12 protein-coding genes are annotated in these 12,926 nt (G+C 57.3%); 8 read left to right on the top strand and 4 right to left on the bottom strand.

The window, feature by feature from the left end; genetic code table 11:
• Positions 1–2 precede the first annotated feature (2 nt).
• The 8 genes from ACTJKZ_RS03225 to flhE all read left to right on the top strand — a co-directional run bounded on the left by ACTJKZ_RS03225 (position 3) and on the right by flhE (position 8,588).
• Positions 3–1,679: a methyl-accepting chemotaxis protein gene (locus tag ACTJKZ_RS03225; protein ID WP_222925365.1), complete on the top strand. Its 1,677-nt coding sequence runs from the start codon at positions 3–5 to the stop codon at positions 1,677–1,679.
• Between the two features lie 80 nt (positions 1,680–1,759).
• Positions 1,760–2,632: a protein-glutamate O-methyltransferase CheR gene (cheR, locus tag ACTJKZ_RS03230; RefSeq protein ID WP_161733157.1), complete on the top strand. Its 873-nt coding sequence runs from the start codon at positions 1,760–1,762 to the stop codon at positions 2,630–2,632.
• Entirely contained in the window at positions 2,632–3,681 is a 1,050-nt protein-coding gene (locus tag ACTJKZ_RS03235) for a protein-glutamate methylesterase/protein-glutamine glutaminase (RefSeq protein WP_150015331.1), read from the top strand. The genes cheR and ACTJKZ_RS03235 overlap by 1 nt, the downstream gene beginning before the upstream one ends.
• A 39-nt stretch (positions 3,682–3,720) precedes the next feature.
• Entirely contained in the window at positions 3,721–4,110 is a 390-nt protein-coding gene (gene cheY, locus ACTJKZ_RS03240) for a chemotaxis response regulator CheY (protein ID WP_010258559.1), read from the top strand.
• A gap of 9 nt (positions 4,111–4,119) precedes the next feature.
• Positions 4,120–4,761, top strand: a complete 642-nt coding sequence (gene cheZ / locus ACTJKZ_RS03245) for a protein phosphatase CheZ (RefSeq protein WP_013358224.1) — start codon at positions 4,120–4,122, stop codon at positions 4,759–4,761.
• 191 nt (positions 4,762–4,952) lie between these two features.
• The gene (gene flhB, locus ACTJKZ_RS03250; protein WP_161733155.1) at positions 4,953–6,104 is read left to right on the top strand and encodes a flagellar biosynthesis protein FlhB; all 1,152 of its coding nucleotides are present in this window, start codon (positions 4,953–4,955) and stop codon (positions 6,102–6,104) included.
• Complete coding sequence (flhA, locus tag ACTJKZ_RS03255; protein ID WP_440829210.1) at positions 6,097–8,196, top strand: flagellar biosynthesis protein FlhA; 2,100 nt, start codon at positions 6,097–6,099, stop codon at positions 8,194–8,196. The genes flhB and flhA overlap by 8 nt, the downstream gene beginning before the upstream one ends.
• The gene (gene flhE / locus ACTJKZ_RS03260) at positions 8,196–8,588 is read left to right on the top strand and encodes a flagellar protein FlhE (RefSeq protein ID WP_440829211.1); all 393 of its coding nucleotides are present in this window, start codon (positions 8,196–8,198) and stop codon (positions 8,586–8,588) included. The genes flhA and flhE overlap by 1 nt, the downstream gene beginning before the upstream one ends.
• A 61-nt stretch (positions 8,589–8,649) precedes the next feature.
• On the opposite strand, the gene ACTJKZ_RS03265 is transcribed toward flhE, so the two are convergent.
• The 4 genes from ACTJKZ_RS03265 to ACTJKZ_RS03280 all read right to left on the bottom strand — a co-directional run bounded on the left by ACTJKZ_RS03265 (position 8,650) and on the right by ACTJKZ_RS03280 (position 12,875).
• Positions 8,650–9,648 (bottom strand): aldo/keto reductase, encoded by a 999-nt coding sequence (locus ACTJKZ_RS03265; RefSeq protein WP_440829212.1) that lies wholly within the window; start codon positions 9,646–9,648, stop codon positions 8,650–8,652.
• A 125-nt stretch (positions 9,649–9,773) separates the two neighbouring features.
• Positions 9,774–10,721, bottom strand: coding sequence for a LysR family transcriptional regulator (locus tag ACTJKZ_RS03270; RefSeq protein ID WP_440829213.1), 948 nt, complete (start codon positions 10,719–10,721; stop codon positions 9,774–9,776).
• 91 nt (positions 10,722–10,812) lie between these two features.
• Complete coding sequence (argS, locus tag ACTJKZ_RS03275) at positions 10,813–12,543, bottom strand: arginine--tRNA ligase (RefSeq protein ID WP_222925368.1); 1,731 nt, start codon at positions 12,541–12,543, stop codon at positions 10,813–10,815.
• Positions 12,544–12,752: 209 nt separating this feature from the next.
• Positions 12,753–12,875, bottom strand: coding sequence for a hypothetical protein (locus ACTJKZ_RS03280; RefSeq protein WP_009089698.1), 123 nt, complete (start codon positions 12,873–12,875; stop codon positions 12,753–12,755).
• Positions 12,876–12,926: the final 51 nt, after the last annotated feature.

The raw sequence follows: 12,926 nt of genomic DNA on the forward strand, positions 1-12,926 counted from the left end.
TTATGTTTAGTCGAGTGCGCGTTGTTTCCGGCCTGCTGAGTGTGCTGGCGCTGTTTGCGCTGCTGCAGCTGTTTTCCGGCGGAATGTTTTTCAAAACTGTCAGTTCAGATAAAGAGAATTTTGCCTACAACCAGCGTCTGAATACGTTGCAACAGGCGATGGGCACCTCATGGGTTTCGCTGGTTCAGGCGCGCAATACCCTTAACCGCGCCGGTATCCGTTTTCTGCAGGATGCGCAGATGTCGGGATCGGGCGCCAGCGTAAAAGAGCTGGTCGCACTGGCGGGCGAGGAGCTGAAACAGGCTGAAGTCAACTATCAGATTTTCAACGATAACCTGTCAGAACAGGGCAAAACGGCTGAAAACGTTCTGGCGTTGCAGGCGAACTACAAGGCCTATCACGATGCGCTGGCAGAACTGATGGTGTTCTTCACCACCGGCAACTTCAAAGGCTTTGTGGATCAGCCAACGCAGAGTTTCCAGGACAAGTTCCAGAAAGATTACAGTGCCTGGCTTGAGAACAACAAAGCACTGTCACAGCAGGGTGTGGAAGCCAACCAGCAGGCTTACAGCCGCTCCATCACTATCGTCATCGCCACGCTGGCCGTGACGTTGCTGATGATTATCCTGGTGTGGAACGTCATGCGCTCGGTGCTGATCCGTCCTCTGCGTCAGAGCATTGAGCACATCCAGCACATCGCACGCGGCGATCTGACTCAGCCGGTTGAGATTACCGTGCGCAACGAAATTGGTGAGTTACTGACGTCACTGCAGCATATGCAGCAGGAGCTGGCACGCACTGTCCGCACCGTCCGTGACGGCTCGGAAGCCATCTATACCGGTGCCAGCGAAATCTCCATCGGCAATAACGATCTCTCTTCGCGTACCGAACAGCAGGCCGCCTCGCTGGAGCAGACTGCTGCCAGCATGGAGCAGCTCACCGCGACCGTGAAGCAGAATGCCGAAAACGCCCGTCAGGCGTCGAAGCTGGCGCTGACCGCCTCTGAAACCGCACAGCAGGGCGGCAAAGTGGTGGATGGCGTGGTCACCACCATGAAAGAGATTGCGGGCAGCTCTAAGAAAATTGCCGATATCACCAGTGTGATCGACGGCATCGCCTTCCAGACCAACATCCTGGCACTGAATGCGGCGGTTGAAGCAGCCCGTGCCGGTGAGCAGGGCCGCGGCTTTGCCGTGGTGGCGGGTGAAGTACGCAGTCTGGCGCAGCGCAGCGCCCAGGCCGCCAAAGAGATTAAAGGTCTCATCGAAGATTCCGTTAGCCGCGTTAATACCGGCTCGGTGCTGGTAGAGAGCGCCGGTGACACCATGAGCAACATCGTCAGCGCGGTCACACGCGTCACTGACATCATGGGCGAGATCGCCTCTGCGTCAGACGAACAGAGCCGTGGCATTGACCAGGTGGGCCTTGCGGTGACCGAGATGGATCGCGTCACGCAGCAGAACGCCTCACTGGTTGAAGAGTCAGCGGCAGCAGCTGCAGCGCTCGAAGATCAGGCAAGTCACTTAAAACAAGCGGTATCAGTGTTCAATATTGGTAAAGAATTTGTCGCTCAGGCCGTTAACAAGACAACGGCGACAAAAACGCTCCAGTCAGATGCACCGTTAGCCGTTGGTCGTTCGTCTGCGGTACGCAGCGACGACAACTGGGAAACCTTTTAATCGCCCGTGGCCCGGCCGCCATTTAGCCGCCGGGCATCGCAGCAGAAAAATAATATATTCAGTTCGGGCCAGGTGCAGAGATGAAAAAATCGACAATTTTAGATCAAAGTGAGACGACAACGCTGCTGTCGCAGATGGTGCAGCGTTTACCGCTCTCCGATACGCATTTTCGTCGTATCAGCCAGCTGATCTATCAGCGTGCCGGTATCGTACTGGCCGATCACAAGCGTGAGATGGTCTACAACCGCCTGGTTCGTCGCCTGCGTACGCTGAATATCGATGATTTCGGTCGCTACCTGGCGCTGCTGGAGTCCGATCCGAACAGTGCCGAGTGGCAGGCGTTTATCAACGCCCTGACCACCAACCTGACCGCGTTCTTCCGCGAAGCGCATCACTTCCCGATTCTGGCGGAGCATGCACGTAAGCGCCAGGGCAATTTCAGCGTCTGGAGTACCGCGGCGTCAACCGGCGAAGAGCCTTATTCCATCGCGATGACACTGGCGGAAACGCTGGGTACCGGACCGGGCAAGTTCCAGGTTCATGCCAGCGATATTGATACCCAGGTACTGGAAAAAGCGGTATCGGGTGTTTATCGCCAGGAAGAGCTGCGCACGCTGTCACCCGCGCAAATGCAGCGCTTCTTCCTGCGCGGCACCGGTCCACACGCCGGAATGGTGCGGGCGCGTCCTGAGCTGACCAACCTCGTCACCTACGCACAGCTTAACCTGCTGGCCAACGACTGGGCGCTGCCGGGTCAGTTCGACGCAATTTTCTGTCGCAATGTGATGATCTATTTCGATAAAGAGACGCAGGAGAAGATTCTGCGTCGGTTTGTGCCGCTGCTGAAGCCGGGTGGCATCCTGTTCGCCGGACACTCAGAAAACTTTAGTCAGATCAGTAAAGAGTTCTGGCTGCGTGGACAAACCGTCTATGGACTGACGAAGGAAAGATGATGAGCAAAATCACCGTGATGTGCGTAGATGACTCTGCGCTGATGCGGCAGTTGATGACCGAGATCATCAACAGCCATCCGGATATGGAGATGGTCGCTACGGCGCCCGATCCGCTGGTCGCCCGCGATTTGATCAAGCAGTTCAATCCGCAGGTGCTGACGCTGGATGTGGAAATGCCGCGCATGGATGGCCTCGATTTCCTGGAAAAACTGATGCGGTTACGGCCAATGCCGGTGGTGATGGTTTCATCGCTGACCGGAAAAGGCTCCGAAATCACCCTGCGTGCGCTGGAACTGGGGGCGGTGGATTTCGTCACCAAACCCCAGCTCGGCATCCGCGAAGGCATGCTGGGCTACAGCCAGATGATTGGCGACAAAATCCGCGCGGCGGCCCGGGCCCGCCTGCACAACCGTGCAGCGATGCCGGTGCCCGCGACGCTGAAAGCGGGGCCACTGCTGAGTAGTGAGAAGCTGATTGCGATTGGCTCCTCTACCGGCGGCACCGAGGCGATTCGTCACGTGCTGCAGCCGTTACCGGCCACCAGTCCGGCGCTGCTGATTACCCAGCATATGCCGCCAGGCTTTACCCGCTCTTTTGCCGAACGTCTGAACAAGCTGTGTCAGATCACGGTGAAAGAGGCCGAAGACGGTGAGCGTATTCTGCCGGGGCACGCTTATATCGCGCCAGGCGCGATGCACATGGAGCTGGCCCGAAGTGGTGCCAACTATGTGGTGAAACTGAATGAAGGTCCACCGGTCAACCGGCACAAACCCTCAGTGGATGTGCTGTTTAAATCGGTGGCAACGTACGCCGGACGAAATGCGGTAGGGGTCATCCTTACCGGAATGGGCAATGATGGTGCCGCCGGGATGCTGGAAATGCATCGGGCAGGTGCCTGGACTATCGCCCAGAACGAAGCCAGCTGTGTGGTATTTGGCATGCCGCGTGAGGCCATCGCCACAGGCGGCGTGAGCGAAGTCGTGGATTTAAGCAACATCAGCCAGCACATGCTGGCGAAAATTAGCGCCGGACAGGCATTGCGTATTTAACAGGCCCGTCCCGCCGGGCGAGACAACTCAGGAGTAGATATGGCTGATAAAAACATGCGCTTTTTGGTAGTAGACGATTTCAATACGATGCGTCGTATTGTGCGTAACCTGCTGAAAGAGCTGGGCTTCAATAACGTAGAAGAAGCGGAAGATGGTGTGGATGCCCTTGGCAAACTGAAAGCGGGTGGCTTCGACTTCGTGATTTCCGACTGGAACATGCCAAACATGGATGGCCTGCAGCTGCTGCAGACTATTCGTGCCGACGCGGCGATGAGTTCGCTGCCGGTGCTGATGGTGACCGCGGAAGCGAAGAAAGAGAACATTATCGCCGCCGCCCAGGCGGGAGCCAGTGGATATGTGGTGAAGCCATTCACTGCGGCAACCCTGGAAGAGAAGCTGGGCAAAATTTTCGAAAAACTGGGCATGTAAGGGGATGTGATGAGCGACTTTCCGAAACCAACTGAGGATGCCGCGGCACACGACATCATTTCACGTATTGGCTCACTGACGCGCATGCTGCGCGACAGTCTGCGCGAGCTGGGGCTGGATAAAGCCATTGCCGATGCAGCTGAAGCCATTCCTGATGCCCGCGATCGTCTTGATTATGTGGTGCAAATGACGGCGCAGGCAGCCGACCGTGCGCTGAACTGTGTTGAAGCAGCACAACCCCATCAGGATAAGATGGAAGCCGGGGCAACTCAGCTGAAAGGGCGTTGGGATGCGTGGTTTGAGAACCCGATTGAACTGGGTGATGCGCGGGAGTTGGTGACGGATACGCGCGAATTCCTCACCGCCGTGCCAGAGCACACCGCCTTTACCAACAAGCAGCTGCTTGAAATCATGATGGCACAGGATTTCCAGGACCTGACTGGTCAGGTAATCAAGCGCATGATGGATGTGATCCAGGAGATTGAGCGCCAGCTGTTAATGGTGCTGCTGGAGAACATGCCAGAAGTCAGCGCTGAGAAGCGTCAGGAAGGCACCAGCCTGCTGAATGGTCCGCAGATCCACGCCGATGCACCGGGCGTGGTGGCGAACCAGGATCAGGTTGATGACCTGCTGGACAGCTTAGGATTCTGATCCGGTGTTGTCCGCCTGCGGGCGGGCAAAACGGCTCCCGGCGTCAAAAACAGGGTCACCTTCGGGTGGCCCCGTTCCGCATTGTCAGACCCATCCCCGAAAGAACGCCTGTTTTCCCCATCTTATCTCCGCTTTAACTTAAGCCAGATTTGGCATTCTAAGCTCAGAATTCCTGCCAACCGAGGTTTGTCGTGGCTGAAGATAGCGACGAAGACAAAACAGAATCGCCCACGGCCCACCGACTTGAGAAAGCGCGTGAAGAGGGCCAGATTCCGCGTTCGCGCGAACTGACGTCACTGCTGATGCTGCTGGCCGGCATCATGATCCTGTGGATGGGCGGCAATATGATGGCGCACCGGCTGGCGGCCATGGTGGCCACCGGGCTCCGTTTTGACCACGGCATGGTCAGGGATGACAAAATTATCGTCAGCCACATCGGCAGCCTGATCACCCAGGCACTGATGGCGCTGCTGCCGCTGATGGGCGGGCTGGTGCTGGTGGCGATTGCCGCGCCCATGCTGCTTGGCGGTATCATTTTCAGCGGCAAATCGATCAAGTTCGACCTGAAAAAGCTCAATCCGATGGCCGGTTTTAAGCGAATGTTTGCGGCACAGGCGTGGACCGAACTGTTTAAAGGCATTCTCAAAACCATTCTGGTGGGCGCAGTAGGCTGGTGGTACATCTGGAGTCACTGGCCGGAAATGTTGCGGCTGATCAGTGAAGCGCCCGTCACCGCGCTGATTCACGGCATGGAGATGATCGCGGTCTGCTGTTCGCTGGTGATGCTGGGGCTGATCCCGATGGTGGGATATGACGTCTTCTGGCAGCTCTACAGCCACTTCAAAAAGCTGAAGATGTCGATGCAGGAGATCCGTGACGAGCATAAGCAGCAGGAAGGTGACCCGCACGTTAAAGGGCGCATCCGGCAGCAGATGCGCGCCGCCGCGCGCCGCCGAATGATGGCCGATGTGCCAAAAGCCGATGTCATCGTCACGAACCCGACGCACTACTCAGTGGCATTGCAGTACAACGAGAAGAAGATGAGCGCGCCGAAAGTGGTTGCGAAAGGCGCGGGCGAGATCGCCCTGAGAATTCGTGAACTGGCTGCTGAACACCGCATCCCGGTTCTGGAAGCACCGCCGCTGGCGCGTGCGTTATACCGACATACCGAAATTGGTCAGCACATCCCCGGCGCGCTCTATGCTGCCGTGGCAGAAGTACTGGCGTGGGTCTGGCAGTCGCGTCGCTGGAAGCGCGAAGGCGGCCTGATCCCAACCAAACCAAAAAACCTGCCGGTTCCGGCAGAGATGGACTTTGCAGGAGAGAGCAAAAACGATGGCTAATAACCTGGCCGCAAAACTACGTTTACCGGGCAACTTTAAAGATATGCAGTGGCAGGTGCTGGCCGGGCCGGTGCTGATCCTGATGATCCTGTCGATGATGGTTCTGCCATTACCGCCGTTCATTCTTGATCTGCTGTTCACCTTTAACATTGCGCTGTCGATCATGATCCTGCTGGTGTCGATGTTCACCCAGCGGACTTTGGAGTTTGCGGCGTTCCCGACTGTTCTGCTGTTCTCTACGTTACTGCGTCTGGCACTGAACGTGGCCTCAACCCGTATCATCCTGATGGAGGGGCACACCGGTGCCGCTGCGGCAGGACAGGTCGTTGAAGCCTTCGGTCACTTCCTGGTGGGCGGTAACTTCGCCATCGGTATCGTGGTGTTTATCATCCTGGTCATCATCAACTTCATGGTTATCACCAAGGGTGCCGGTCGTATCGCCGAAGTGGGCGCGCGCTTTGTACTGGACGGGATGCCTGGTAAGCAGATGGCGATCGATGCCGACCTCAACGCCGGGCTGATCGGTGAAGATGAAGCTAAACGCCGCCGTGCTGAAGTGACCCAGGAAGCGGACTTCTACGGTTCGATGGACGGTGCGAGTAAGTTCGTTCGTGGTGATGCCGTCGCCGGTATCATGATCATGGTGATCAACGTCATCGGCGGCCTGCTGGTGGGCGTAGTGCAGCACGGTATGGATGTGGGGCACGCCGCAGAGACCTATACGCTGCTGACCATCGGTGATGGCCTGGTTGCGCAGATCCCGGCGCTGGTTATCTCTACCGCAGCCGGTGTTATCGTGACGCGCGTCGCCACCGATCAGGATGTCGGCGAGCAGATGGTCACCCAGCTGTTTAAGGATCCTCGCGTGCTGATGCTCAGCGCCGGGGTGATTGGCTTGCTGGGTCTGGTGCCAGGCATGCCTAACTTCGTCTTCCTGCTGTTCACCGCCGCCTTGCTGGGTCTGGCCTGGTGGCTGCGCGGACGCGAAACGCAGCCGAAGAAGAAAGTGGACGTTGCTGGCAGCATCAGCAACAAAGCGGCAGCGGACACGCCCGCCGCCACTGAAGCATCCTGGACCGATGTACAGCTGGAAGATACGCTGGGCATGGAAGTGGGCTATCGCCTGATTCCGATGGTCGATCATCAGCAAAATGGCGAGCTGCTGGGCCGTATCCGCAGTATCCGTAAGAAAGTTGCGCAGGATGTCGGTTTCCTGCCGCCGGTGGTGCATATCCGTGACAACATGGAGTTGCCACCTGCGCGCTATCGCATTCTGATGAAAGGGGTGGAGATTGGCAGTGGGGATGCCTATCCGGGCCGCTGGATGGCGATTAACCCAGGCACGGCTGCCGGCAGTCTGCCGGGAGAAGCAACTGTCGATCCGGCCTTTGGCCTGGCGGCGGTCTGGATCGACAGCGCGCTGAAAGAGCAGGCGCAGATCCAGGGCTTTACCGTAGTAGAAGCCAGTACCGTGGTGGCAACACACCTCAACCATCTGATCGGCCAGTTCGCCAGTGAGCTGTTTGGCCGTCAGGAAGCGCAGCAGCTGCTGGATCGCGTGGCGCAGGAGATGCCGAAGCTGACCGAAGATCTGGTGCCGGGGGTGATCTCACTGACCACGCTGCATAAGGTACTGCAGAACCTGTTGGTTGAGCGGGTCTCGATTCGCGATATGCGCACTATTATCGAAACACTGGCGGAACATGCGCCGGTACAGAGCGATCCGCAGGAACTGACCAGCGTAGTCCGTGTGGCGCTGGGTCGCGCAATTACTCAGCAGTGGTTCCCGGGCAATGATGAAGTGCAGGTTATCGGGCTGGATTCCACGCTTGAGCGTCTGCTGTTACAGGCGTTGCAGGGCGGTGGCGGCCTGGAGCCGGGGCTGGCCGATCGGCTGTTGAGTCAGGCACAGGCGGCATTGCAGCGTCAGGAGATGCTGGGTGCGCCACCGGTGCTGCTGGTCAATCATCCGCTGCGTGCGCTGCTGGCACGGTTCCTGCGCCGCAATCTGCCGCAGCTGGTGGTGCTCTCGAATCTGGAACTGAGCGACAACCGCCAGATCCGTATGACTGCCACCATCGGAGGCAAATAATGCGCGGGCTGCTGTTGGTGCTCTTCATGCTGCCGATGCTGGTTCAGGCGGCCGGGGGGGCCTGGAGCGCCACGGCCAACGGACCGCTGCTGGCGAATCGCGGCAGCTGGCAACGGACGCAGCCGCTGACGCCACCCGCCGATGTTGGCGGGGAGGTCAGCATCATTAACTGGCGTTATGAGCTGAGCAGACCTGCGCCGTCGGGCCTGGAAGTGCGGCTGTGCGGCGAACAGCGCTGCACCACGCTTGAGGGTGCCAGCGGCACCACGCGCGGGCTGGCACATCTTAACGCTGGAGAAACCCTGCATATGGTGTTTGGTTTTGCCGGCAGCGGGACGCTGCCACCGGGATTACGGGTAGTGAGCAGCGAAGTCATGGTCAATTACGAGTAAGAGTCTCGTTGCTGAATTGACTGGCGCACCGCTGCACGGTGCGCAAGTGCGCAATGTGTCTTCAGGCGTTAACTCCCTTCATTCCCTCCTCAGAATAGCGACCGCCTTTGACCTCAATCTGCTGATGTATCGTATTCAGTAACCGCACGTCGTCCTCTTCCAGCCTGATATCCGCGGCGTGCGCATTCTCAGTGAGATAAGCAATCTGTTTGGTGCCCGGTATCGGCACAATTTTTTCATACTGTGCCAGCAACCACGCCAGCGCAATCTGTCCGGTGGTGGCGTGATATTTCTCAGCAAGTGGCGTCACCGCGTTAAGAAGCTGGAGATTGTGATCGATATTTTCCTGCCGGAAACGGTCATTATTTTTGCGAAAATCACCCTCGGCAAAATCGCTGTTTTTACGGTATTTACCCGTCAGGAATCCTCTGCCCAGCGGCGAATAGGGCACCAGTCCGATACCGAGTTTTTTCACCATAGGGAGAATCTCTTCTTCGATGTCACGCGTCCAGAGTGAATACTCCGTCTGCAGCGCGGCCAGCGGATGGATCGCCTGCGCCCGATTCAGTGTTGAAGCCGATGCTTCACACAGCCCAATCCGTGCGATCTTTCCCTCCTGCACCAGACGGCTGAGACACTGCATGCTCTCCTCAATCGGTGTCGCCGGACTGATGCGATGCAGATAAAAGAGATCGATACGCTCAACGCCCAGCCGTTTCAGAGAGGCATGGCAGCTGCGGGTTAGGTAGTCGGGCTGATTATTGATAGTGCGGGCATAAGCCTCCTCCGCCGGACGCTCAATGCCACACTTGGTGGCGACGGTGAATTTCAGCCGTTCGGCTTTGCTCAATCCGGCAAGAAACTGGCCTATCAACTGCTCGTTGTGGCCGCGCCCGTAAAGGTCTGCAGTATCGATAAAGGTGATATCCAGATCACGCAGCCGGCTGAGCAGCTGGAGGGAATGGCGGTCATCGGGCTGACCATAAAATTCGCTGAGCCCCATCGCACCATAACCGATGGCGCTGACCTCCAGACCCTGAGTTAACGATCGCTTTTTCATCTGTCTCTCCTCGTAAGTGAGAGATGATTGTTTCACCCGGCGTGAAAGCAATGAATTGCTCTTTCGGTCATGCAAAAAAGGTATCAGCGAGCTTCAGGTACTATTGGTGCGGATAGTACAGCGACTTAGACGCGCGGATGGGCGGGGGCTTCGGGTTCATCAGGCTGCGAGAGTGCGATCAGCGCATTAACAACTGCCGCATTGGTTTCATCGGCGCGAATAGCCGCATAAACGTCAATTGCCAGCTGTTTAGCTGCATCGTCAGCCAGTGGCCGGTAACAGAGGCCTGCCTGATGAAAGGTACATTTTGACTGCGGCATCAGGGCGAACCCTTTGCCTCTGGCGATGTGCGCCAGCATCAGCAGGGAGTCTTCTGGCTCTCTGACCCGTTTCAGCGTGACGCTGAGTGTGGAGAAGTAGCGCTCGCATTTATCATAAAACTGCGGATTGGCACTGCGCGGAAACCAGCACAGCGGGAGGTCAGCCAGCGCCTCCAGCGCAACGTTTTCAGAGAGGCTGGCGGGGTGTGCTGACGGCATCGCAATCCGCAGTGGCTCACGGTATACCCAGGCATACCGGACGGTATCTTCCGCCTCCGGACCTTTTTCCCCGGTAAGGATCAAATCCAGGCTATTTTTCGCCAGGCTCTGCAGCAGCTGAGCCGAAGTGAGGCTGGGCATCTCCATCTCATCGCTGGCATGAAAAGCGGCGAGCAGCCGGTTAAGTGGGGAAATCAGTTCAAAGTTCAGCGTGCGGGTCAGCCCGATGCGTAGTCGTGCCGCGGCGGGCTGCGCATCCTGCTTCAGGGCACTCAGCGCAGTCAGGATCGCTTCCGCTTTCGTGACCAGCGCGTGGCCAGAATCTGTCAGGGTGACCTTATGCGTCGTGCGCCCGAAAAGCGGCTGGCCCAGCAGATCTTCCAGACTTTGAATCTGACGGGTGAGCGGAGGCTGCGTCATGCTAAGGCGTTCTGCAGCCCGGCGAAAATTAAGCTCGTGCGCGACCGCCAGAAAGCACTGTAACTGTTTAATTGTGGGAAGGTGGCTGCTGATGAGATGCGCGGCTAAAGACATGGCACCATCCTGCTGCTGAAAGAGTGGAGGGAGAACAGGGGAAACGTGAGGAGTCAGCAACGGAGAGGGAATTCCCTCTCCGTTGTAGCGATTACATGCGCTCGACGGTGTCGATACCGAGCGTATCCAGACCCTGCTTCAGTGTCTTCGCGGTCAGCGCGGCCAGCTGCAGTCGGCTCAGACGAGTCGCGTCTGATTCTGCGCTGAGAATCGGACAGTGCTCGTAGAATCCGGAGAACAGACCGGCCAGATCGTAGAGATAAGCACACATCACGTGTGGCGTACCGTCGCGAGCCACCTGCGTGATAACCTCTTCGAACTGCAGCAGGCGGGTTGCCAGCTGTGCTTCGCGCTCTTCGCTAATCACGATCTCTGCATCCAGCGAATCGGCATCAATGCCTGCCTTGCGGAATACAGAGAGCACGCGGGTGTAGGCGTACTGCATGTAAGGCGCCGTGTTGCCTTCAAACGCCAGCATGTTGTCCCAGTCGAAGATGTAGTCGGTGGTGCGACTTTTTGACAGGTCAGCGTATTTCACCGCGCTGATGCCCATCACTTCCGCCAGCGCTTTGACTTCCGCTTCGCTCATCTCCGGATTCTTCTCACGCACCAGCGTGTAGGCACGCTGCCAGGCTTCATCCAGCAGATCGGAGAGCTTGATGGTGCCGCCGCTGCGGGTTTTGAACGGACGGCCATCTTTGCCCAGCATCATGCCGAACGCATGGTGCTCCAGCGGCACAGATTCCGGCACATAACCCGCTTTACGCACGATGGTCCAGGCCTGAACCAGATGCTGATGCTGACGGGAGTCGATGTAGTAGAGCACCCGATCGGCTTTCAGCGTTTCGTAACGGTATTTCGCACAGGCGATATCAGTCGTGGTGTAGAGGTAGCCGCCATCCTTTTTCTGGATGATGACGCCCATCGGCTCCCCTTCTTTGTTCTGGAATTCATCCAGGAACACGACGGTCGCACCTTCGCTCTCAACCGCTAAGCCTTTCTGCTTCAGATCGGAGACGATGCCAGGCAGCATATCGTTATAGAGGCTTTCACCCATGACGTCGTTGCGCGTCAGCGTCACGTTCATACGGTCATAGATTTTCTGGTTCTGACTCATAGTGATGTCGACCAGCTTCTTCCACATCTGGCGGCAGTATTCATCGCCGCTCTGGAGCTTCACGACATAGCTGCGCGCGCGCTCGGCAAACTCAGGATCTTCATCGTAGGTGCGCTTGGCTTCACGGTAAAAGCCTTCAAGATCGGCCAGCGCCATCTCAGCGTGGTGTTCATTCTGCTGTTTTTCCAGGAACGCAATCAGCATTCCGAACTGCGTACCCCAGTCGCCAACGTGGTTCGCACGGATCACCTTGTGTCCGAGAAACTCCAGCGTGCGCACCGCCGCATCACCAATGATGGTGGAGCGGATGTGGCCCACGTGCATCTCTTTCGCAACGTTGGGCGCAGAGTAGTCGACCACAATGGTCTGGGGTTCGGCCAGTTGCACGCCCAGGCGCGGCAGACTCAGCGCTTCGCGGGCATGCTTTGCCAGCCAGTTGTGGTCGAGGAAGATATTGATGAAGCCCGGTCCGGCAATTTCAACTTTGCTGGCGATACCGGTCAGGTCGAGGTGCTGGATTACCGCTTCCGCTAATTGTCGCGGTGCCTGTCCCAGCTTTTTCGCCACGGCCATAATGCCGTTGGCCTGATAGTCTCCAAACTGAACCCGGGCAGACTGGCGAACCTGCGGTTCGCAATCGGCGGGTGCGCCGGCTAAAACCATTGCCTGACTGACTTTTGCGGAAAGAAGTGCCTGAATATTCACCGAGTTACCTTCATGTGCTGAACAACGCCCGGATGAAAAGCCGGGCTGTCATCATCTTGCCTGAGCGCATCGCGTAACGAATTGGCCGAAACGGATAAGACAGACAAAACGGAAAAAAATGAGGGGAAAAGTATACGTGAAATGTGGATGGGCGTCAGCAGTTGGATGAAGCGGGGAAACAGAGCTGAAGAAGATGTTTCCCGGAGGCGTTAACGACGTCGCAGATGACGGCGTGGGTTCTTTACGCTTTTATCTTCGCGCACCTTCCAATGGCGGGAAATTGCAAACCCCATCAGTGCGATCAGGACAGCGACAACGATGAGCATAGACATAGAGCCATTCCTTTTGGTTGTGTTAGATCAAATTTATAGGAAGGCGGGGGA

Source organism: Pantoea sp. 22096, from assembly GCF_052045955.1.
GTDB lineage: Bacteria > Pseudomonadota > Gammaproteobacteria > Enterobacterales > Enterobacteriaceae > Pantoea > Pantoea alfalfae.